We start from the raw sequence: 21,652 nt of genomic DNA, 5'->3' as shown, positions 1-21,652 counted from the left end.
AGAGCACGACCGGACGGCGACGCTCGCCGAGCCCGCGCATATGCCCTGGCCGGGCTGCTCGGGCGGGCCGGCGACACGGGAGGGCCGCCCGCTCTTGTCTTTACGGAATGTACCCATTTGTCGCATTCATTAGCCCTGTCCGGGACGCCCTGGCCCGCGGCGGGGAATCAGCGTGCCCGCGAAGCCTCGGCCCACTGGCGGGGCACCGGCGCTCACGCCGTCGGGATCGGTGCGCTGGCGGACGACCCGCAGCTCATCGCCGTCGCAGGTGTGGAACAGCACGCCGTGGCCGCTGCCGCCCGGGACCAGGGCCGGCGCTGCCGCCACGGCCCTGTGATGTCTCCGGACTCCGAGTGGTTCGGTCTTGGTTTCGGCCACGGCCGTAAGGTGGGCGGGCGTCGTCAACTCGCCCTGTCTGCCTGCTGGTTGCCCCCGTCACCGGCGTGCGAGGATGCGCCGGAGCCAGCGGGACCGGGCCTCGCGGGCGTCCTGGCTGAGTGCCGCCTCGGGGGCGAAGGTGTCGAAGCCGTGGCAGGCCCCGGGCCATACGTGCAGTTCGGCGTCTCCCCCGGCCCGCCAGAGCGCCTGCGCGTAGGCCACGCCCTCGTCCCGGAACGTCTCGGCGGACCCGACGTCGATGTAGGCCGGCGGCAGTCCGGAGAGGTCCGTGGCACGGGCGGGGGCCGCATAGGCCGGCAGGTCCGCGGCGCCGTAGCGGTCGCCCAGGTGTGCCTGCCACGCCGTGGCGTTGGAGGTGCGGTCCCAGAGGTCGAGGCCTGCCATCTGGTGGCTGGAGAACGTGTCGTTGCGGTCGTCGAGCATCGGGCACATCAGCAGTTGCCCGATCGGCGCGGGTCCGCCCCGGTCACGGGTGAGCAGGGCGAGGGCGGCGGCCAGCCCGCCACCGGCGCTCTTCCCTCCGAGGATGACGCGGTCGGGGTCGATACCGAGTGCGGGGGCGTGCTCGGCCACCCAGAGCAGTCCGGCGTGGCACTCCTCCACGGGACGCGGGTAGCGGGCCCGCGGTGCAAGCGCGTACTCGACCGAGACGACGGCGAGGTGCAGGGGGAGAGACCACTCGCGCAGCAGTCGCGGGAGCACGGACCAGGCGTTGCCCGTGATCATGCCGCCGCCGTGCATGTAGTACAGCACCGGCAGGGGACCTGCGATCCCCGCAGGCCGCGCGCTCACCAGGGTGACCTCCGGCCCATCGGCGACACCCGGCACACACACCTCCTCCACCTCGAAGCGGCCACCGGCCCGCAGTTCCCCGACCGTCGGCCTCGGCCGCGCCGCGGCGTCCTGCTCCTGCCGGGCCGCGAGGTTCTCCGGAGTGACCGGCTCACTCGCGGCGGCGGGCAACACGCGCAGGGCGCGGCTCAGTTCGGGATCGAAGGGTGGTGCGGGCGCCTCTCCTGCGGGCAACGCTCGTCCGGTTCTCATGCGAGGCAGCCAATCACGGCCGACCGGGAAACCGGGATGCGTCCAGGGCGCCGTCCTGACAAGCTCGGCTCCAGCGGGGCGCGGAAGCCTGACCTGATGCCGGAGGAAGTCGCCGTGACGGACTGTGTGTTCTGCCGGATCGGGGGCGGCGAGGCCGACGAGGACCTGGTCGCGTACCGCTCGGAAAGCGTCTTCGTCGTCCCCGCGCTGAAGCAGCGGCGCAACAACCCCGGGCACGCTCTTGTCCTGCCGGTGTCTCACGCGACGGACCTGCACGGACTGCCTGCTGCTCTGCTGCACGAGGTCTTCGACGTCGCGGCACGGGTGACCCGCGCGGTGAAGGACGCCTTCGGGGCTGTCGGAAGCACCGTCATGCAGAACAACCATATTCCAGGGCAGGTGTTCCACCACGTGCATGTCCATGTGGTTCCCCGGTTCGCTGACGACGCGTTCCGGCTGCCCGATCCCGCCTTGCGGGAGACGCCCCGTGATGTACGGGTGGCGCGTGCCGCCGCACTGCGCCGCGCACTGGCGGCGCACTCCTGAGGCTTCGCCGCGGTCTTCGGAGTTTCCCGTCCGCTCAGGTCCGTGGAACACCGTTGGCGGCGATGGAGAACCTATTGACCATCACTCCGCAGAACTGTGCCGATCGGCATGGTGCACGCCGTGGCGACGACCAGGGACGCCATCGCTCTCAACCGTGTCCTGCGCCGGCCTTCGGCGAGTCCCACCACGTCGATGGCTCCGGCCGCGCAGTCGGACAGGACCACGCCCGTGCCCGGCCCGAGGAGCAGCGCCACGACCCGGGACTGCTACGAGCACCGCGGTCTGCCATGCCGCGTAGCGCCGCCCCGCTGTGCAGCCCTTAGGGGTCCCGGACGGCAAGATCGGGGCCGTCCCTGATGTACGGAGAGGCAGCGGGCCGTCACGCTTGGTGCATGACCGATGTACGACCATGCGGGCGGCGTAGGTTCGCCGCTGTACGCGCGCTCGCCGCCTCCGCCGTCGCCGCGCTCTGCGCGCTCACCACCGCGCTCCCGGCGGCTGCGGCCGACGCGCCCCGCGCGCCCTCCGCCGCCCCGCCATCCGCGGACCGTCCCGCCACAGCCCCGTCATCCGCCGACCCTCTCGCGCTTCCGACGCCGACCGGCCCCTACCGTGTCGGGGAGGTGTCCCTGCACCTGGTGGACACTTCGCGTCCCGATCCATGGGGGCAGGGGAAGCCCCACCGAGAACTCATGGCCAGCGTGTACTACCCGGCGACCCGCACTGCCGGTCGGCCGCCGGCGCCGTACATGCTGCCTGCCGCGGCAGCGCATTTCGACCGCGTCACCATGAACGACTACCTCGGATTGCAGATTCCGGCCGGCCGGATCGACTGGGCCGGCGCCGTCACCCACGCCGTTCTGGGTGCTCCGGTGGCCGCCGGGCTCCGGGGGCGGCTGCCGGTGGTGATCTATTCGCCGGGGCTCGGCGAACCGCGTACCTGGGGCACCGCCCTGGTGACTGATCTGGCCAGCCGCGGCTACGCGGTCGTGACCGTCGACAACACCTACGAGTCGCCCGAGGTCCAGTTCCCGGACGGCTCGCTCGCCACCATGGTGCAGCCCTCCGATCCCGACTCGTACGTCCGCGCATCGCTGGCCGTCCGGGTCAGCGACACCAGCTTCGTCCTGGACCAGCTCCGGCTGCTGAACAGCGGCCGGAACCCCGACGCGGACGGACAGCGCCTGCCGGACGGCCTGACCGGAGCCCTGGACCTTTCCGAGGTGGGTATGTTCGGCCACTCGATGGGCGGCACCACCGCCGCGCTGGCGATGGACGCCGACAGAAGGATCACCGCCGGGATCGACATGGACGGCAATCTGACGTACGTGGACGGCTCGCTCATGCCGGTCGCCGAGCACGGCCTCGACAGACCGTTCCTGCTCCTGGGCAAGGATGGCGCAACCGACACGGGTCCTGGCTGGCAGGCCTTCCGCGCCCACGCCCGGGGCTGGACCCGCCAGCTGACCCTGCGCGGCTCCGAGCATGCCTCCTTCACCGACGCGGAAGCGCTTCTGCCGCAGCTCCACCTACCGCCGAAGGTGCGGACCGCCGACCTCGGCACCATCGCTCCGGCCACCGCGCTGCGCACCGATGAAGCCTATGTGGCGGCCTACTTCGACCACTGGTTGCGCGGCCACAGCGGGCGGTTGCTGGAGAGACCGTCGGCGAGGTACCCGGCCATGCTGTTCGTGGACTGATCGCCACAGCGTGAGGGCCGGCTGTCCTACCGGGCGGAAAACCCGCAGCGTGCCTGCTCCAGCTGGTCCTTCACCCAAGGGTCGTAGATCGCCAGCCGCCGCCTGGCCGCCGGGTCGAACTGCGCGAGCTGCCCCGCGACCCACGGATCCATCCGCCGGGGAAGGCCACGGTTCGGGCCGCAGGCGTGGCTGCTGAGGTCGGTCGTGGCGCGAGCGGGGCCGTGGGCGGCGGACAGCGGCTGGGCCGCCGCCGCGGGACCGGTGGCGAGGAGAGTACCTCCGAGCAGGGCAACGGAAGCGCCGGCCGCGCCTGTGATGCGTGTCAGTTTCCTCATGGCCTTCTCCTTCCTTTCCTTCACTCCGTAACGCTCCGTGACGGATGCCGGCGGGTGGTCCTGTCACAGCCCGAGCGTCCGGAGCAACGGGTACGGGCGCCTACCCGAGGAAACGCGCCGTACTCCTGCGCGGTCGTCGGACCTGGCCAGGCGACATGCCGGGGTTGCTCCGTTCGGGGCGCCCCGTCAGGCGATCGGCCGTATGCAGGGCGTTCCTGGCAGCGGCGCAGGAGGGCCAGCCGCAAGGATGGCGGCCGACAGCGATACGAACCGTGAGCATCGGGAGACCCCACTTGTGAGCATCCTCAACGAACCCGACGGTGCCGCGGCGGCCGAGGACTCGTACGAGAACGAGGTGCCGGTCCGGCGCAAGCAGCCGGGCAATGTCCTGGTGAAGTGGCTGACGACCACGGACCACAAGACGATCGGCACCCTGTATCTGGTGACGTCGTTCGCGTTCTTCCTGATCGGTGGCGTGCTGGCGCTGATCATGCGCTCCGAGCTGGCCCGGCCGGGCCTGCAAATCGTGTCGAACGAGCAGTTCAACCAGGCGTTCACGCTGCACGGCCTGATCATGCTGCTGATGTTCGCGACGCCGCTGTTCGCCGGCTTCACGAACTGGATCATGCCGCTTCAGATCGGCGCGCCGGACGTGGCGTTCCCGCGGCTGAACATGTTCGCCTACTGGCTGTACCTGTTCGGCTCACTCATTGCCGTGGCCAGCCTCCTCACCCCGGACGGTGCTCCGGACTTCGGCTGGTTCATGTACACGCCCCTGTCGAGCGTGGTGCGCACGCCGGGCAGCGGGGCCGACATGGCCATCATGGGGCTGGCGTTCTCGGGTTTCGGCACCATCCTCGGCTCGGTCAACTTCATCACCACGATCATCTGCATGCGTGCCCCGGGCATGACCATGTTCCGGATGCCGATCTTCTGCTGGAACGTGCTGCTGACCGGTGTGCTGGTCCTGCTCGCCTTCCCGGTCCTCGCGGCCGCGCTCTTCGCCCTGGAAGCCGACCGGAAGTTCGGCGCGCACGTCTTCGACCCGGTCAATGGAGGTTCCCTGCTGTGGCAACACCTCTTCTGGTTCTTCGGCCATCCGGAGGTGTACATCATCGCGCTGCCGTTCTTCGGCATCGTCTCCGAGGTCATCCCGGTCTTCTCCCGTAAGCCGATGTTCGGGTACATGGGTCTGATCGCCGCGACGATCGCCATCTCCGGTCTGTCCGTGACGGTGTGGGCCCACCACATGTACGTCACCGGCGGCGTACTTCTTCCGTTCTTCGCTTTCATGACGTTCCTCATCGCCGTGCCCACCGGTGTGAAGTTCTTCAACTGGATCGGCACGATGTGGAAGGGCTCGCTGTCCTTCGAGACGCCGATGCTCTGGGCCGCCGGCTTCCTCGTCACCTTCCTCTTCGGCGGGCTGACGGGTGTCATCCTGGCCTCGCCGCCGATGGACTTCCACGTGTCCGACTCGTACTTCGTGGTGGCCCACTTCCACTACGTGGTGTTCGGTACGGTCGTCTTCGCGATGTTCTCCGGCTTCCACTTCTGGTGGCCGAAGTTCACCGGCAAGATGCTGGACGAGCGCCTCGGCAAGATCACCTTCTGGACGCTGTTCGTCGGCTTCCACGGCACCTTCCTGGTCCAGCACTGGCTGGGCGCCGAGGGCATGCCGCGCCGGTACGCCGACTATCTCGCCTCCGACGGCTTCACCACGCTGAACACCATCTCCACGATCAGCGCTTTCCTGCTCGGTTTGTCGATGCTGCCGTTCCTCTACAACGTGTGGAAGACGGCCAAGTACGGCACGCCGGTCGGGGTGGACGACCCGTGGGGCTACGGCCGTTCGCTCGAGTGGGCGACCTCGTGCCCGCCGCCGCGGCACAACTTCGTCACCCTGCCGCGGATCCGCAGTGAGTCCCCGGCGTTCGATCTCCATCACCCGGAGTTCGCCGAGTTGGAGTACGCGGGCGGTGCAGGTGCGCAGGGCGGCGTGGAGCCGGGGCGCGAAAGCGGTCGGCCTTGACCCGGTCGAGTGGTCGCGGTGCCCCGCTGGACCGGCAGGGCGGGGCACTCGCCAATGAGGTCGAGGGTTACCTCCTCTTGCAGGCGGAGCGGGAGCAGGCGCTGCGGGAGGCCGAGATGCTGTGCGCGCGTCTGCCGTGGCTCACGAGCGGGCAGGCCGAGGACCTCGCCCGGCACTACACCGAGCAGCGCCTGGGCCTGACCCGGCAGGCACTCCAGGCCACGGCCGACCGGGCGAAGCGGCTGCGGGGCGAGTACGAGGCGCGTTATGCCGCGCTGCGGCGCGCCCTGTTCAGACGGCATGCCGCCTGCGCCTGCCTCCTGTTCACCTGCTCGGCCGCGGTCGGTACGGGGGCCTGCCTGCTGGGCCGGTGACCTCGGATCGGGTCGGTGCCGGATCGGGTCGGTGCGGCCGGTGCTCCGTGGTCGGTGATCGGTGGTTCCGGGGAATGCGACGCGGCCGAGGGCGCCTGCCGGTCGGTCGGGCGGGTTTCCGGCCGCGTCGCTGCTGTCTCGTCAGGCGCTGTCGGCACCGCTTGCCGCGGTCGTCGGGACGGGCACGACGGTATCCGCGAGTGCGGGGACCGTCGCGAGTCGCTCGCCCTCGATGTCGAGGTCGGGCAGCAGCCGGTCCAGCCACTTCGGCAGCCACCAGCCGGCCCGGCCGACGAGCGCGAGGACGGCCGGGACGAGGGTCATGCGGACCAGGAAGGCATCGAGGAAGACGCCGACGGCGAGGGCGAAGGCGATCGGCTTGAGCATGCTGCTGCCGCCGGGGATGAAGCTCGCGAACACCGCGAACATGATCAGCGCGGCGGCGGTGACCACCCGGGAGGCGTGCCGCGAGCCGGCCAGGACGGCTTCACGGGGCTCGGCGCCGTGGACGTACGCCTCCCGCATGCGGCTGACCATGAACACCTCGTAGTCCATGGCGAGTCCGAACAGGACGGCCATCACGAGGATGGGCAGGATGCTGACCACCGGTCCGGTCTCGGCGACGCCGAGGAGGCCGGAGAGCCAGCCCCACTGGAAGACGGCGACGACGGCGCCGAAGGTGGCGGCCACCGAGAGCAGGAACCCGAGGCTGGCCTTCAGCGGCACGATCACCGAGCGGAACACGATCAGCAACAGCAGCAGGGACAGGCCTACGACCACCAGTGTGAAGGGCAGGAGCGAGTTCGCGAGCCGGTCGGAGACGTCGATGTTCACGGCGGTCGTACCGGTGACGGAGACCTCGGCCCCCGTCCGGTGCCGCCAGCCCGGTGCCTCGTCCCGGATGCGTTCGACCAGGTGCTTCGTCCGGTCGTCCGCGGGGCCGGTCTTCGGCACCACCTGGATGACGGCCGCATCCCCGTGCTGGACGGGCTGCGCGGCGCCCACCGTGGCGACGCCGTCGGTGGACCTGAGGTCGCGCACGAGGGTGGCCGTGGCCTGCTGCGGGCTGTCGGCGTGGGAGGTGTCGGCGAGGACCAGGAGCGCGCCGTTGAAGCCGGGGCCGAACGCGGCGGAGACGGTGTCGTAGGCCTGCCGCTGGCCGCTGCCGGCCGGGGCGGAGCCGTTGTCGGGCAGGGCCAGTCGGAGGTCACGGGCGGGCAGGGCGATGGTCAGCAGGGCGATCAGTACGCCCGCGAGGGTGAGCAGCGGCCGACGGACGGCGATCCTGCCCCAGCGTTCGCCCATCGACCGGCGCGCACTGTGCCCGGTGGCGTGGGCCGCCTGTTCGCGGCGGGCGGCGCGAGAGCCGGGCTTCGGCCGCAGCCGTTCCCCGGCGAAGCCCATGAGGGCGGGCAGGAGCGTGGCCGACACGGCCACCGCGATCAGTACGGCGCCGGCTCCGGCCAGGCCCATCACGGTCAGGAAGGGGATGCGGACGACGGCGAGCCCGCAGAGCGCGATGATCACGGTGAGGCCGGCGAAGACGACGGCGCTGCCCGCGGTGGCGGTGGCCCGGGCCGCCGACTCCTCGGTGTCCATGCCCGTGGCGAGCTGGGAGCGGTGGCGGGACAGGATGAACAGGGCGTAGTCGATGCCGACGGCCAGCCCGAGCATCGACGCCAGGGAGGGTGCGGTGGCGGAGATGGTGAGGATGCCGGTCAGTGCGGACAGGCCCAGCAGGGTGATCGCGACGCCGGTGACCGCGGTCAGCAGGGGCATGCCCGCGGCGAACAGCGAGCCGAAGGTGATCGTGAGCACCACCACGGCGATGGCCAGGCCGATCAGTTCCTTGGTGTGGCCGGTGCTCTTGCTGCTGCCGTAGGCGGATCCGCCGACCTCGACGGTGAGCCCGGCGTCCTTCGCCGCCTTGGTGCTCTGTTCCAGCGCGCTGAGGCTGTCGTCGTGCAGGTCGGCCTTGCCGACCTGGTAGCGGACTTGGCCGAGCGCGGTCGTACGGTCCGGGGATATCAGCTTGTTCTGCACCGGGTCGGTGACGGCGACGACCTGCGGGGCCTTCTCCGCCGCCGCCATGGTGGCGCTGACGGCCCCGGCGTACCGGGGCTCGGTGATCTGGTGGCCCTTCGGGGCGACGAACACGATCTGGGCGCTGGTGCCGGCCGCCGAGGGCAGCTCGCGTTTGAGGGTGTCCATCGCGGTCTGGGCCGGGGAGCCGGGCACGGTGAACTCGTCGTTGGTCTGGCCGCCGAACGTGATCACGCAGGTGACCACCGCCGTCAGCACCAGAAGCCAGCCGGCCAGCACTGCCCGGCGGTGCCGGAAGGCGCCGCGGCCCAGGCGGTAGAGCAGGGATGCCATTGAAGGGTGCTCCTTGGGGATCTTGCGGATACGGGCGAGCGGCACGTCGGGGGTGAGGGGGACGGGCAGAGCAGGCGGGCCCGGGGGTGGTGAGGGACCGGCGGGAAAAAGTGTCACGACTGACACGATACCTAAACTGTCAGGGATGACACTTTGCCGGGTCGCGTCGATCTTGGGTCAGACGGTCCGTGGCAGGATGAGCGCGTGAGCGAACACGGGACACAGGAGAAGGAGCTGGGACGGCGGGACCGCAAGAAGGCCGCCACGCGCAGGACGCTGCTCCAGACGGCGACCCGCATGTTCGCCGAGCGCGGCTACCACGAGACGACGGTCAAGGACATCGCCGCGGCCGCCGGGGTCACCGAGCGCACGTTCTTCCGCTACTTCCCCTCGAAAGAGGACCTCGTCTTCGCCGAGATCCTGGACTTCGTACCCCTCGTGCAACGGGAGATCCTCCACCGGCCGGACGGCGAGCCGCCGATCACCGCCGTCCACCACAGCCTGCTCGCGGCCGCGGCCGGACTCGACGGCGGTCTCGCCATCCTCTTCGTCGGCGCACCGCCCCGCACACTCGGGGGCCACGGCCGGCCCACTCGGGTCCTGACGGACTTCGAGGACGGCATCGCCACGGCGCTCGCCGAGCGTTTCACCGCGCACGACCCGCAGGAGCCGGCTCGCTCGCGCGCACTGCGCGCGTCGGTGGTGGCCCGGGCCTGCGTCGCCGCCGTACGCAGCGCGCTGATCCTTTACACCCGCGACGCCGAGGGCGGCGGCCCCGGCTCGCGCACGCTCGAGGAGTTCACCGCGCTGCTGGAAGAAGCCTTCGGGGTACTGCTGGCGCAGGGGGATACGGCGGACCGGCCGGCGAGAGTGCGGCCATGAGTGACGCCAGGAGCTGGGTCGGCACCTGGCCGGGCACAGCAGTGCAGGTGCCCGGCCAGGTACGGGTTACAGGTACGGGCGGGTGATCAGCTCGATCGCGTGGCCGGCGGGGTCCTTGAAGTACACCCCGCGACCGCCGTGCTCGGTGTTGGTCTCGCCCGGGCGACGCATCTGCGGGTCGGCCCAGTGCTCGATGCCGCCGTCACACAGTCGCCGGTAGGCCCGGTCGAACAGCTCGTCGTCGATCAGGAAGGCGTAGTGCTGCATCTGGATCTCCACCGGCGGCTCGGCGAACTGGAGCAGCACGCCGTCGGAGAGCTGGATGTTGGTGAACGGGCCCCAGGACGGCGCTTCAGGGAGCTCCAGCAACTCGCGGAAGAAGCGAGCCGAAGCGTTGCGGTCCTTGGCGGCGATGATGGTGTGGTTGAACGTGACTGTCATGAGGATGGCCTCGCTGGTGTTCGACACGAAAAGAACGGACTCGTGGTGCACAAGCACTGGGAGGTCCGCGTGCCGAACTGGGGTGCCTTCTCCGCACCCACTGTGCGATCAGCCCTCCACCGGGTAGCCGATCCGTGTGTGGCGTAGCGCCGGTCCGGTGTTCACGTCGAGGACCCTACGTGTTCTTGACGACTCCGGCAACTGGCCTATGGTCGCTGCCCGTTGGCTCATGGCCGCGGCCTTGAACCCGCTCCCGCAACCAGGGCCTGCGAGGCACTAGAACACCGGCCGGATCTCCCCCACCTCGCGGCCGCCGCCCAGCAGCGGCAGTCGGCCGACGCGGTCCAGTACCGGTGCTGTGACGCCGATCCGGCGCAGCGCGTGGGACACGACCGGGCCGAGGGCCCGGGCGCCGCCGTCCTCGATCTTCAGGGCCAGTGCCCGGCCCTCGGGCAGGGCGAGGGCCTGGACCGCCTCCGCGCCCACCTTCGACAGCACGCCCGGTATCTCCCGCATCAGCCAGGTGTCGTGGCGCCGGGTGCCGGCCACGTACTCGGGGTGGGCGCGCATCGCGTCGGCGACCCGCCGCTCGGGCGTGCCGGGGTCGGCCAGCGCGAAGGCACGGTAGGCACGGGCGAGGCCGGTCAGGCTGATCGCCCACAGCGGCGCTCCGCAGCCGTCGGTGCCGACCGCGGCCGCCGTCTCGCCGGCCGCCGCCTCCAACACCGTGCGGATCAGCCGCTGCACGGGGTGGTCCGGGTCGAGGTAGGAGTCCAGCGGCCAGTTCCGCAGCGCGGCGGCCGCCAGCATGGCGGTGTGCTTGCCGGAGCAGTTCATCGCCACCGGGTCCCGGCGGCCGCCCGCCGCCAGATAGGCCTCCTGTTCCTCCTGGTCGAGCGGGAGGGCGGGCGGGCACCGAAGTTGCTGCGGGCTCAGCCCGTGCTCCTGGAGCATCGTGCGGACCAGGTCGCGGTGGAAGGGCTCGCCGGAGTGGCTGGCGGCGGCCAGGGCCAGTCGCGGGCCGGCGAGTTCGAGCCCGGCCCGCAGCACGCCCGCGGCCTGCATCGGCTTGTTGGCGGAGCGCGGAAAGACGGGCGACGTCACATCGCCGAGTGCCAGCTCCACCGAGCCGTCGACGGCGAGCAGCACCAGGCTCCCCCGGTGCCGGCCCTCCACGAACCCGGACCGGACGACTTCGGCGAGGACCGGAGGCGCGGCCGCGCCGTCGCCGGCGTCGGTCCCATGGGTGGCTGAAGCTCCGGCGGACTGGGGCATCGGCGTGACCTTCCGGAAGGGGGTCGGGCCGGTCACGGTACCGGGAGCGGCGCGCGACGTCTGCTCCGCAACCGGTCACACCCGCGGACGAGACCGGCGGGCGGTCGGGACACGGTGACGGGTGGGTCGGCGCCGGGTGTCGGCGCCATATCGGTCTCGGCACGCGGCTGTCGGTGATGTGTCGGCCCCGGCGGGCACGGTGGGCGACGGCTCGTTCCCTCGGGAGCGGCCGTGACCGTCTCGTCCTTCCGGACAAGGGAGCCTTCCGCCATGCCGTCGTCCGCCTTCTCCACCCCGCCCTGGGATGTCCACCGGCTACCGCGTGCCGAGGGCCGCGTCTTTCTGGTCACCGGCGGCAACGCGGGCATCGGGTACTTCATCGCGGAACAGCTGTCCGCGACCGGCGCCACCGTCGTGCTGGGCAGCCGGGACCGGGAAAGAGCCGCTGCCGCCGTCTCCTCGATCCGCGCGCGTGTGCCGGGCGCGCGGGTACGGGCCGTACGGCTGGACCTCGCCGACCTTTCGTCGCTCCGCGCGACGGTGGGAGCCCTGGAGGCGGATCGCCTGGACGCGGTGGTCCACAACGCCGGCGTCGCGCTCGACGACCCGCCGCGCCGCGAGACCGGAGACGGTCATGAGCTCATGTTCGGCACGAACCATCTCGGGCACTTCGCGCTGACCGGCCGGCTGATGCCGCTGCTGTCGGCCGCGCCGGCGGCACGCGTCGTGACCGTGGGCAGTTTCGCCGCGAAGTCCGAGCGGCTGGACCTGGACGACCTCCAGTCCCTGTGGGGCTACCGGCCCAAGCGCGCCTACGGGCGGTCCAAGCTGGCGCAGATGTACTTCGGGCTCGAACTCGACCGTCGCCTGCGTGCCCTCGGCAGCACGGTGGCCAGCGTCGTGGTCCATCCCGGCGGCGCCCTGGACTCCCTCACACCGTCGCGGCCACCGGTCCATGTACGGAGTTCGGGGGCACGGTTGCGCGCGGCACCCGCCGCCCTCCTGGTGCAGGGCAAGGACGCCGGCGCCTGGCCCGCGGTCCGGGCGGTGCTCGACCCGGCCGTCCTCGGCGGGCAGTTGTGGGGACCACGCCGATTCGGCCTGCGCGGCGCACCTCGCCGAGAAGCGGTGTGGAGTCATCTCACCGACACCGCCGTCGCAGCACGGCTGTGGGACGCCAGCCGCGAGCTGACCGGCGTCGCCCCCGATGTCCTGCACCGATAGAGCAGGCCGGCGAGCCGACGCTCGCCTGGTTCCCAGAGTGCCGCCCCGCTACGGCATCGTGCTCTGCCGGGTGTCGGGCGGCGTGGGCGTTTCGGACAGCTCCAGGACCGCGGCCGCCAGATGCGCGCGGAACCAGCGGTGGCCCGGATCGGCCGCGTTGCGGGGGTGCCAGGCCATGCCGAGGTCGAGCGGGGCCAGGTCGAGCGGGATCGGGAAGGTGCGCAGGCCGAGGGCGGTGAGGGTGCCGGGGAGCCAGTCGGCCAGGGTGAGGGCGACGAGGTCGGTGTCCCGGGCGAGCAGCATCGCGCTGGTGTGGCTGGGGACGACGACGGCGGTGCGGCGGCGCAGGCCGAGGTTCGCGAGGGCGCTGTCGATGGGCCCGAGCCGCTTGCCGAGGCGGGAGATGCCGATGTGGTCGGCGGCGGCGAACCGGCGGGCGTCGATCCGACCGGTGAAGAGGGGGTGCCCGACGCGGGCCACTCCGACCAGCGGTGCCCGGATGAGCTGCCGGGTCCGGATCTCCGGGTCCAGGTGGTCGAGGACGCCCAGTTCGACGTCGACCAGGCCCTGCCGCAGGGCCGGTCCGCCCTCCACCGCTTCCGGCAGGAACACGACGTCGACCTGCGGGGCCTCGGTCTGGATCCGTTCCGTCAGGGTCGCAGCCAGTCCCACCAGCAGCAGCTCGGACGCCTGCACGGTGAAGGTGCGCTGGAGGTGCGCGGCGTCGAAACCGGCGCCGGGCCGCAGGACGTTGTCGCAACCGCGCAGCAACGCGCTCACCTCGTCGCGGAGTTCGGCGGCTCGCGGGGTCGGGACCAGTCGCTGTCCGGCACGCACCAGCAGCGGGTCGCCGACGGCTCGGCGGAGCCGGGCCAGTGTCCGGCTGACCGCGGCCGGCGAGGTGCCGAGCCGCTCGGCGGCGCGGGTCACGCTGTTCTCCTGGAGCAGCGCGTCCAGGACGCGCAGCAGGTTCAGATCCAGCAAATCCCCTCCTGAGCTGCGTTTTTACGTGTACGGCAAGGATTGGCTGCCTATCTTTGCATTGTCGCGGCACGGGTGTCGCCGTGAGGGTGGAACCGTCCGTGCGGCCATCGCGCGTGACGTTCCGACGAACTCCATGAGGAGCCCTTCATGCAGCAGTCTCCGCGCGCCGGCCGGGAAGGCGACGTGCTGGCCGTGGTCAGCCAGAGCGGGCCCACGGTCTCGTTCTTCGACGCCGCCGACGACCGGCACCTCGGCTCGGTCGAGGTCCTCGCCGAGCCGCACGAGTTGTGCTTCGACCCGCAGCAGCGCCTGCTGTGGTGCACCTCGGCCTACCGCTCCGGCTACTACCACGCCAACAGCGGACGCCGGACGGAGGTGACGGTCATCGACCCGGATGCGCGCCGGATCGTCGAGGTGATCGATCTCGCCCCGGAACACGGTCCGCACGGTCTGGCACTGGACCCGGCCCGGCACCGCCTCTACGTCAGCGTGGAGGGCTCGGCCGAGCGGCCCGGCGGAGTCGTGGTGATCGACACCCGGACCCGCCGGCCGGTGGGGCGGATCGACACCGGCGCGCCCGGGCCGCACTGGTTCGCCATCGATCCGGCGGGCCGGAGGGGGTACGCCACCAACAAGGAGGCGCCGTTCGTGTCGGTGGTCGATCTCGAGCAGGGAGCCATGATCGCGAAGGTCGAGGTGCCGGGCAGTGAGGGGCTGGCCGTCTCGGCCGACGGCACGCAGGTGTTCGTCGCCGCGCCGTACGCCGGGTTCTCCGGCACGGACGAGGAGCGGCCGGCGCCGGGCATCCGGGTCATCGACACCCGGACGGCATCCGTGGTCGGCGTTCTGCCCACCCGGTCGGTGTGCCTGCCGGTGCATCTGACGATGACGGGACGGCTGCTCGCGGGCGAACTGTGCATGACACCCGACCCGATGTACCGGCTGGGTCAGCACCTGCCGGGCCGGCTCACCGTGTTCGCGGCCGATACGCACGAGCGGCTGGGCGAGGTCGAGGTCGGGCAGGGCCCGCTGACCATCGGCTCCTCACCGGACGGCCGGCTCGCCTACGTCGCCTGTGTCGCCTCGTCCACCGTGGACATCGTCGATCTGGACACGCTTCGGACGGTGTCCCGGCTGGACCTCGCCAAGCGCGGCGAGCCGGGTGCGCACGGTCTGGCGTACATCCCCCACAGCTGACCTCCAGGGCTCCGGGCCGGCTCAGGGGCGGCCGTCGGCCAGTGCAGCCCTCAGCTCGGTCAGCGATTCCCGGAACAGCTCGGCGAGGCCCCGCTTCTCCCCCACGGCGACCCAGCGCTGGAAGCCGACCTTGAAGACGCCCACGCCCGCCTCGGCGAGCAGGCTCGCGGTCGGTGCGGCGACACCCCGTTTGCGCAGGGTCTCGGTGAGCGCGGCCGACAGCGAGGCGAGCTTGATCAGCTCGCGCTCCTGGAGTTCCGCGTTCGCCACGATCACTGCCTGCCGGCGGCGCGAGACCTCCCGCCGGTCGGTGAACACCTCGGCGACCGCGTCGAGGCCGGCCGCCAGGGCGTCGACCGGCGCCGCGGACTCCGGCGCGCCCTCGACCGCGCCGACGATCAGCGCCTCCAGCTCACCGGCGCCGGAGAACAGCACCTCGCGTTTGTCGGCGTAGTGCCGGAAGAAGGTCCGTTCCGTGAGTCCGGCCCGTTTGGCGATCTCCGCCACGGTGGTCTGCTCGAACCCGCGCTCGGCGTACAGCTCCAGCGCCGCGTTCCCCAGACGCTCGCGCGCGTTCGGCTCCCATCGTCCCATGCACATGATCCTACGCGATGACAGTCACTGACATCCGGGTGTAGTCTCGATGACAGTGACTGACATCGACAGTTTGGGGACCTTCCCATGCGCATCTTCGTGACCGGCGCCTCCGGCTGGATCGGATCCGCCGTCGTACCGGAACTCCTCGAGGCGGGGCACCAGGTCGTCGGGCTCGCCCGCTCCGACTCCTCCGCCGCGGCACTCGTCGGGGCAGGGGCGGAGGTGGTCCGTGGCACCCTCGACGACCTCGAGGTGCTGCGGGACGCCGCGGCCGCCTCGGACGGGGTGATCCACCTCGCCTTCCAGCACGACATCGCCTTCTCCGGCGACTTCCGGAGTGCTGCCGAGGCCGATCGGCGTGCCGTCGACGTCTTCGGTGAGGTGCTCGCCGGCACCGGCCGGCCCTTCGTTCTCGCATCCGGGCTGGCCGGCTTCCCGCCCGGCCGGCCGGCCACCGAGCGGGACATGCCCGCGGTCGACGGGTCCCCGCTCTCGATCCGGGCGACGACCGCCCAGGAGGTGCTCCGGCTCGCCGGGGAGGGCGTCCGCTCGTCGGTGGTGCGGCTCTCGGCGACCTGCCACGGCGACGGGGACAACGGCTTCATGGCGACCCTGGTCGGCATCGCCCGCGCCAAGGGCCTCTCAGGCTATGTCGGCGACGGCTCCAACCACTGGCCTGCCGTCCATCGCCTGGACGCCGGGCGGCTGTTCCGCCTGGCCGTCGAGAAGGCGCCCGCCGGCTCCGTGCTGCACGGCGTGGCGGAGGAGGGCGTCGCCCTGCGGGACGTGGCCGAGGTGATCGGCCGGCACCTCGGCGTGCCGGTCGCCTCCGTGGCCCCCGAGGCCGCGGCCGAGCACTTCGGCTGGCTGGCGGGGTTCGTGGGTCTCGACATCCAGGCGTCGAGCACGCTGACCCGCGAACTCCTCGGCTGGGAACCGGTGCAGCCCGGCCTGTTCGCCGACCTGGACAAGGGGCACTACTTCCACACGTCCGCCTGAGCGGCGCGCGGCCGGCCGGTCACCGCCGGCCGGCCGTCGTCAGCGCTCGAAGCGCGAGGAGCCGAGGTTCACCAGGTGTCCGACCATGGTGATCCGGACGCCCTCGGCAGTGGAGCGGGCCTCGGTGAAGCCCGTGTTCTCCGGGAGCAGGACCCGCCAGCCGGCGGCGGGCCGCTCGGCGCCGGGCGCGGTCAGGGACAGCTCGTTGCCCTGGGCGAGCAGGGTGCCCGTGCCGTTCACCTGCTGTCCGTTGATGGTGCCCGTGACCTTGAGCCGGGCGGCCTGGCCGGCCGAACCCGGGGCCTGCGACACATGCAGCGGTCCGCCGGCCAGCCGGGTCAGGACGCCGGACAGCTCCTCGTACGACAGTGTCAGCGAACCGGTGGCGAGGTCCGCCTCGGCGCTGCGCGCGGTCAACGAGGTCACCCGCACATGGCGCAGGTCGAGAACCAGCTCCTTGACGTGCAGGTAGCCGCCCTGCGCATTGGTCGTGGTGTCGATGAGGAACTGCCCGGCCGTCAGCTTGACATGATCGAAGTCCTGGCTGAAGGCCTGGGTCAGGAAGGGGAAGCCCTCGATGGAGACGTCCATGTGGCCGTCGGTGCTGTTGGCATAGCCGTACTTCTGCTCGGCCAGCCGGGCGACCTCCTTGTTCGCATAGTGCAAGGAGACCCGGTCGGCGATCGTGAAGAGGACGGCCAGCACGACGAGCGTGATCACCAGAACCTTGACCCAACGGCGTTTCATACCCGTCCCCCACGGTGCCTCGACGATCCCTCCCGCGCGCGTGGGGGGCTACCGATCATTCACGACCGGCGACTCGGACAATAGCCGGGCTGACGTGTTCCAGTCACACCCGGGGCAGCCGGCAAGGCCGTAGGGGGCGGGGCCGACAACCTGCTGGCTGCCCTGCCTCAGCGCAGGCCGAGGCAGGGCAGCCAGCTGCGTCGGGCACCGTGGGCTGCGGTGAGCAGGGCGCAGACGGGGCCGGGCGCCCCTCCGAGCAGGCCCATCGTCTCCGCGCCGAGCGCCTCCACCTCGGGCAGGCGGTCCGTCAGCCGGTCGAGCAGCCGCGCCTTCAGTACGGCCGCGGCGGGCAGGCCGGCGTGGCGGTCGAAGGCGTCGGCCACCATCAGCACGCCCGCGGCTCCGTGGCACAGGGCCAGGACGTCGGCCGGGCGGTCACCGAAGAGGTGGAAGTCCTCGTCGTACCGTTCGGCGAGCGTGGTGAAGGCCTCGGCGGCCCAGCCGGCGGTCTGTCCGTCACCCGTCGCGTCCGCCGCGTCCCACAGCGCCCAGGACACGCCGGGGGTGCCGTAGCACCAGGCCTGGCGGGCGCGTGGTCCGGCGGGTGGCGGTCCGTCGAGGCCGGCGCCGTCCCAGCTGCGGATCGCGCGGGAGTCGTCGAAGGACTGCCGGACCAGCCATCGGGTGGCGCGGTGCAGGGCCCGGGTCAGGGTGGGACGCGGGCCGATGCGGCGGACCGCGGCGGTGAGCGCCGCGGTCACTCCGGCGGCGCCGTGCCCCATGCCGGTGTTGACCCGTCCGTCCAGCCAGTCCAGGTACGGGTGGCCGGCATAGCCCGCCGTGCGCAGCCGCGGCAGGTCGTCGGCGTCGCAGAGGGCGGTCAAGTGATCGGTGAAGGCGGCGAGTTCGGCCGGTGCCGGGCAGGTGTCCGCACACAGCGCGAGCAGGGTGCCGGAGGGTCCGACGATCAGGTCGTAGTCCGGGAACATGACCCGCTCGCGCCGTCGGCCGCGTTCCGTCTCGGTGCGCACCAGGTGGTCGCGGAGCCGGTCGGCGACCGGGCGCAGGCCCGGGTGCACTCGGGCGCCGTGGCGCAGGCCGACCAGGGTTCCGGCGAGGCCGCCGTCGTACAGGCCGGGGTGTCCGGGCCCGCGGCCGGCGGTGCGGGCCCATACCGCGACGGCGCGTGCCGCGGCCCGTTCGGCTTCCGGCGCGCCGGTCGCGTGCGCGAGCGCGGCAAGGACGGGAACGCCGGGGTCACTGGGGTGTTCGGCGGCCGTGGTGCCCTCGCGCGAACGGGCGGACCACCGGTCGAGGAGCCGGGCCGCGAGGGCGGTGACGGCCGTGCCGGTGGCTTCGGCGCGCTTGGCGGGGTCGGTGTGCTGCGGCACGGTGTCTCCTCGGGGGCGGACGGGCCGGCGCCCCGCCCGGGGGGGGATGGACAGGGCCGGGCGGGGCGCCGGTGGTGGTGCCTCAGGCCGCCGGGGGTGGTGACACGACGGCCTGAGGGGTTCTCTCAGTTCACCCGGCGGGTGGTCAGCAGATGACGCCGCTACAGATGACGACCGTGTCGCAGACGATGACGGTGCAGACACCGCTGCATCCCGAGCTGTTCGCCTCGGCGGCCGGCAGGGTGCTCTCGGTGATGCGCGCGTCCAGGTCGCCGATCAGGGCGTCGAGGTCGGTGAGTGCCATGGTGTCGGGCATGGTTGTCCTCCTTCAGATGCGGTGCTGGGTGGGGTCCGCCCCGCCGGCCCGCCCACTGGGGGCGAGCGCGCCGGGGACGTCGGGGGTGCCGCGCAGTGCGGCGGCGGCGAGGGCGGCGAGCTCCTCGGCGCCCTGGTCGTACGGGAGTCGGAGCTGGAGCTGGGCGGCGACGGCGGCGCCGCCGTGCAGCGGGTCGCGCAGCGACAGGCCGCCGGGCGCGGGGAGCATCTCCTCGAACAGCAGGTCCGCGCCGGGCTGTTGCGCGCAGATCCGCTCCAGCAGGGGTACGGCGGTCAGCGCCGCCAGGTCGACGGGCACCGGCTTCGCCTGGGGCAGGGCCCGTACGAACGCGTACCGGGGCAGCCCGGCGGAGCAGCGCAGCAGGGCGAGGGCGCGCACCTTCGCCAGGTCGCTGTCGCCGGGCCGCGTCAGCCGGGTCCGGGGCACGCGCCAGGCGGCGGGGCTGACGACCAGGCTTCCGCCGACGGTGAGCCGGGGCAGCCGCTCCGCGCCGGGGAACGCCTCGGCCAGGCCGTCCAGGCGGATCACGCGCGAGCCCGCGGGATGGCCGGCGGACAGCAGCAGTCTGGCCAGGACGTCGTACGGGGGCAGCGGGGTGCGGGTGGCGTGGTGGACCGGGAGGAGGCGGCACCCGTCGGCCTCGGCGACGACCGTCCGGCCCTCCCGGCGCAGGGTGATGCGGTCCAGCGGGAGATAGCGGGCCGTCAGCCCGGCCGGTCCCTGGTAGGGCGCGGGGTCCGGGTCGCCCGTCCACCACCGGGTGAGGACCGGCCGGCGCACGGCGTTGGCGGCGCGCTCGGCCAGCGGGGGCACCAGCAGCTCGACGAAGCGCGCCCCGGAGAGGCGTTCCACGGCCGCGAGGAAGGCCCGGTAGCCGTGCAGGTTGGCGTAGCCGCCGTACAGGGTCTGGAGCGCGCCGGCGAACCGGGCGTCCAGTACGCCCGCCGGCGAGGCGGTCTCCAGCACCGCGAGCGGTCCGGGGTCCGGCAGCGGGCGCAGCAGGCAGTCCAGCGGCCAGGCCGGCAGTGCGGTGGCCGCCGGCGGTGCCCCGAGCGCGTCCAGCAGGGCGTCGTCCAGGTCCACCTGTTCGGCGCCGGCCCGGGCGGACAGGTGGGCGAGCAGCCTGGCGTATCCGGAGCCGGAGGTCTCGGCGGGGTGCCAGCCGGTGTACCGGCGCGGGGTCTGCGGCGGGGGCGGCGGGCCGGGGCCGTCGGTCAGGTGGCGGGCGAGGATCTCGCCGAGCGGACACGGCCGGTCGCCGAGGTGGACCAGGTCCGCGGGCAGCCGTGCCGCGTCCGGCGCGGCGAGCCGGTCGGCTTCGCGCAGCCAGGCCACCCGCGCGGCGGTCCCGAGGCAGCGCTGCACCTCGCGGGCGGCTGCTCCGGGGACGGCGGCGGCGAGGGCGCGGTAGGAGTCGGTGAACCAGGCCGCGGGTGCGGGCGGCTGTTGTGCCTGCGGTGGCTCGGGCGCGGACACGGCCGGTTCGGCAGAGCGTTCCGGGACAGGGGCCGGTGCCGGTGCCGGGGTGGCTGCGGCAGGCTTGCCGGCGCTCGGCTCCGGCGGTGGGACGGCACGGGGCGTGTGGCGGGGGGCTGTGGCCGGGTCCGGGAGGGGGCGGGGCAGGATGCCCAGGGTGCGGGCCTGCTCGGCGCCGAGCCAGTCCGTGGCGCGGCGGCGCGGGGCCGCGCAGACCTGGAGGACGCCGAGTTCGAGCAGGTGGGCGAGGAAGCCGCGGAGCACCGCGGGGCCGGAGGCCGTCGCCCGGATCGCGGCCGTGCCCAGCAGGGCGGCCTCGATGTCGCCCAACGGCCTTGGCCCGTCCGCCAGCAGGGCCAGGACGCCCTCCAGGGGGCGGGTGCGGCGCAGGACGACCTCCCGCATCCGGCCGCGTTCGCGCGGGTCGATGACCCAGCAGCGCAGCACGCCGCTGCCGGTTCCGGTGCCGGCCGGCTCGAGGACGTGCAGCGGTGCCGGGGCGAGCAGGGTGGCCGGGTCGGCGGCCCGCAGGTCGAGGGCGGCGAGCCGGGCGCGGGTCAGATGGACGTTCTCCACGGCTTCGGCGGCCACCGCGCCGAGGGCGGTGCCGGGCGGCAGAAGGCGGGGCGCGCCGGGCGGTTCGGTGTCGTCCGGCGCGGTGACCGGCAGTTGGCCGACCTGGCCCGCCCAGCCGCGCGGGGTGGTCTTCGCCGCGGCCCGGCCGACGGCCCGCCACAGGTACGCCCCGCGTTTGCGCAGCCGTTTCCCGCTCCAGGACTCGCCCTCGGCCAGCCGCCGGGCCACGTCCGCGGCGGCCCCGGGGTCGGCCTGGTCGAGGAAGGCGCGCATCACCGGGGACGAGCAGACCAGGAACCAGCCCAGTGCCGCCACGCGCGTGCGTTCGGCCGCGACCGTGCGTTCCAGCTCGCGCAGGCCGGCGGCCGCGGTCTCCGCCGCGCGGGACAGCCGTACGGCCTCCCCGGCGAGGTCCCGGGCGGCGGGCAGCCGGTGCAGCAGCCGGCAGTCGGCCGGGCCCGGCGCGGCGCCGGAGTGCAGCCGGCGCCGCAGGGCCAGCACGGCGCGGCGGTCGGCGGGTGCCAGCCCGGGGTGCGGTACGACGGTGCGGCCCAGCCGGTCGGCCAGGGCGCGGGCGTCGGCGGCCCGCTGTTCCTCGCGCCGGGCGTGCTCGGCGGCCTGCGCGAACAGCTCCGGGTTGCCCGCGGCGGCCCATGCGTCCAGGGGCATGCCGGCCACGCGCAGCAGTGCGGTGCCGCCCAGTACCGGGTCGGTGTGCAC

The 21,652-nt window shown here is 72.8% G+C and carries 19 protein-coding genes; 8 read left to right on the top strand and 11 right to left on the bottom strand.

The window, feature by feature from the left end:
• Nucleotides 1-435: 435 nt before the first annotated feature.
• Nucleotides 436-1,443, bottom strand: a complete 1,008-nt coding sequence (locus tag ACZ5CZ_RS10770; RefSeq protein ID WP_468941324.1) for an alpha/beta hydrolase — start codon at nt 1,441-1,443, stop codon at nt 436-438.
• 96 nt (nt 1,444-1,539) lie between these two features.
• On the opposite strand from ACZ5CZ_RS10770, the gene ACZ5CZ_RS10765 reads away from it, so the two are divergent.
• Together ACZ5CZ_RS10765 and ACZ5CZ_RS10760 are read left to right on the top strand one after the other, a co-directional pair.
• Nucleotides 1,540-1,989 carry an HIT family protein gene (locus tag ACZ5CZ_RS10765; protein ID WP_468941321.1) on the top strand — a complete coding sequence of 150 codons (450 nt, stop codon included), beginning with the start codon at nt 1,540-1,542 and terminating at the stop codon, nt 1,987-1,989.
• A 356-nt stretch (nt 1,990-2,345) separates the two neighbouring features.
• On the top strand, nt 2,346-3,689 hold the full coding sequence (locus tag ACZ5CZ_RS10760) for an alpha/beta hydrolase family protein (protein WP_468941318.1): 1,344 nt from the start codon (nt 2,346-2,348) through the stop codon (nt 3,687-3,689).
• Nucleotides 3,690-3,715: 26 nt separating this feature from the next.
• Here the strand turns inward: ACZ5CZ_RS10760 and ACZ5CZ_RS10755 are convergent, their stop codons facing one another.
• Entirely contained in the window at nt 3,716-4,024 is a 309-nt protein-coding gene (locus ACZ5CZ_RS10755) for a hypothetical protein (RefSeq protein WP_468941316.1), read from the bottom strand.
• 295 nt (nt 4,025-4,319) lie between these two features.
• Between ACZ5CZ_RS10755 and ctaD the strand changes: the two genes are divergently transcribed.
• Together ctaD and ACZ5CZ_RS10745 are read left to right on the top strand one after the other, a co-directional pair.
• Nucleotides 4,320-6,056: an aa3-type cytochrome oxidase subunit I gene (gene ctaD / locus ACZ5CZ_RS10750; RefSeq protein WP_468941313.1), complete on the top strand. Its 1,737-nt coding sequence runs from the start codon at nt 4,320-4,322 to the stop codon at nt 6,054-6,056.
• The gene (locus ACZ5CZ_RS10745; RefSeq protein ID WP_385842727.1) at nt 6,053-6,430 is read left to right on the top strand and encodes a hypothetical protein; all 378 of its coding nucleotides are present in this window, start codon (nt 6,053-6,055) and stop codon (nt 6,428-6,430) included. The genes ctaD and ACZ5CZ_RS10745 overlap by 4 nt, the downstream gene beginning before the upstream one ends.
• 141 nt (nt 6,431-6,571) lie before the next feature.
• Here the strand turns inward: ACZ5CZ_RS10745 and ACZ5CZ_RS10740 are convergent, their stop codons facing one another.
• Entirely contained in the window at nt 6,572-8,806 is a 2,235-nt protein-coding gene (locus ACZ5CZ_RS10740) for an MMPL family transporter (RefSeq protein ID WP_468941310.1), read from the bottom strand.
• Between the two features lie 204 nt (nt 8,807-9,010).
• Here ACZ5CZ_RS10740 and ACZ5CZ_RS10735 point away from each other — a divergent pair, with 204 nt between their 5' ends.
• Nucleotides 9,011-9,688: a TetR family transcriptional regulator gene (locus ACZ5CZ_RS10735; RefSeq protein ID WP_468941307.1), complete on the top strand. Its 678-nt coding sequence runs from the start codon at nt 9,011-9,013 to the stop codon at nt 9,686-9,688.
• A 66-nt stretch (nt 9,689-9,754) separates the two neighbouring features.
• Here the strand turns inward: ACZ5CZ_RS10735 and ACZ5CZ_RS10730 are convergent, their stop codons facing one another.
• A complete protein-coding gene (locus tag ACZ5CZ_RS10730) occupies nt 9,755-10,129 on the bottom strand; it encodes a VOC family protein (RefSeq protein ID WP_385842799.1) in 375 nt (124 codons plus the stop codon).
• 276 nt (nt 10,130-10,405) lie between these two features.
• Nucleotides 10,406-11,404, bottom strand: a complete 999-nt coding sequence (locus ACZ5CZ_RS10725) for an asparaginase (RefSeq protein ID WP_385842722.1) — start codon at nt 11,402-11,404, stop codon at nt 10,406-10,408.
• 270 nt (nt 11,405-11,674) lie between these two features.
• On the opposite strand from ACZ5CZ_RS10725, the gene ACZ5CZ_RS10720 reads away from it, so the two are divergent.
• Nucleotides 11,675-12,628 carry an SDR family NAD(P)-dependent oxidoreductase gene (locus ACZ5CZ_RS10720; protein WP_468941303.1) on the top strand — a complete coding sequence of 318 codons (954 nt, stop codon included), beginning with the start codon at nt 11,675-11,677 and terminating at the stop codon, nt 12,626-12,628.
• Between the two features lie 48 nt (nt 12,629-12,676).
• Here ACZ5CZ_RS10720 and ACZ5CZ_RS10715 read toward each other — a convergent pair whose 3' ends face one another.
• The gene (locus ACZ5CZ_RS10715) at nt 12,677-13,609 is read right to left on the bottom strand and encodes a LysR family transcriptional regulator (RefSeq protein ID WP_468941434.1); all 933 of its coding nucleotides are present in this window, start codon (nt 13,607-13,609) and stop codon (nt 12,677-12,679) included.
• 150 nt (nt 13,610-13,759) lie between these two features.
• On the opposite strand from ACZ5CZ_RS10715, the gene ACZ5CZ_RS10710 reads away from it, so the two are divergent.
• Nucleotides 13,760-14,809, top strand: coding sequence for a YncE family protein (locus ACZ5CZ_RS10710; RefSeq protein ID WP_468941300.1), 1,050 nt, complete (start codon nt 13,760-13,762; stop codon nt 14,807-14,809).
• A 21-nt stretch (nt 14,810-14,830) separates the two neighbouring features.
• Here the strand turns inward: ACZ5CZ_RS10710 and ACZ5CZ_RS10705 are convergent, their stop codons facing one another.
• Nucleotides 14,831-15,403 (bottom strand): TetR/AcrR family transcriptional regulator, encoded by a 573-nt coding sequence (locus tag ACZ5CZ_RS10705; protein ID WP_468941297.1) that lies wholly within the window; start codon nt 15,401-15,403, stop codon nt 14,831-14,833.
• An 87-nt stretch (nt 15,404-15,490) separates the two neighbouring features.
• On the opposite strand from ACZ5CZ_RS10705, the gene ACZ5CZ_RS10700 reads away from it, so the two are divergent.
• Nucleotides 15,491-16,405, top strand: coding sequence for an SDR family oxidoreductase (locus tag ACZ5CZ_RS10700; RefSeq protein WP_468941294.1), 915 nt, complete (start codon nt 15,491-15,493; stop codon nt 16,403-16,405).
• A gap of 39 nt (nt 16,406-16,444) precedes the next feature.
• On the opposite strand, the gene ACZ5CZ_RS10695 is transcribed toward ACZ5CZ_RS10700, so the two are convergent.
• The 4 genes from ACZ5CZ_RS10695 to ACZ5CZ_RS10680 form a co-directional block, all read right to left on the bottom strand.
• Entirely contained in the window at nt 16,445-17,152 is a 708-nt protein-coding gene (locus ACZ5CZ_RS10695; RefSeq protein ID WP_468941291.1) for an LmeA family phospholipid-binding protein, read from the bottom strand.
• A gap of 167 nt (nt 17,153-17,319) precedes the next feature.
• The gene (locus tag ACZ5CZ_RS10690; protein ID WP_468941288.1) at nt 17,320-18,543 is read right to left on the bottom strand and encodes a lanthionine synthetase LanC family protein; all 1,224 of its coding nucleotides are present in this window, start codon (nt 18,541-18,543) and stop codon (nt 17,320-17,322) included.
• 145 nt (nt 18,544-18,688) lie between these two features.
• Nucleotides 18,689-18,859: a hypothetical protein gene (locus tag ACZ5CZ_RS10685; RefSeq protein WP_385842712.1), complete on the bottom strand. Its 171-nt coding sequence runs from the start codon at nt 18,857-18,859 to the stop codon at nt 18,689-18,691.
• Nucleotides 18,860-18,871: 12 nt separating this feature from the next.
• On the bottom strand, nt 18,872-21,652 hold the full coding sequence (locus ACZ5CZ_RS10680; RefSeq protein ID WP_468941285.1) for a lantibiotic dehydratase: 2,781 nt from the start codon (nt 21,650-21,652) through the stop codon (nt 18,872-18,874).

Source organism: Streptomyces sp. NPDC031418 (assembly GCF_055581605.1).
Note: the sequence above shows the minus strand (reverse complement) of the source record. Positions and strands in the feature narration are given on the sequence as shown.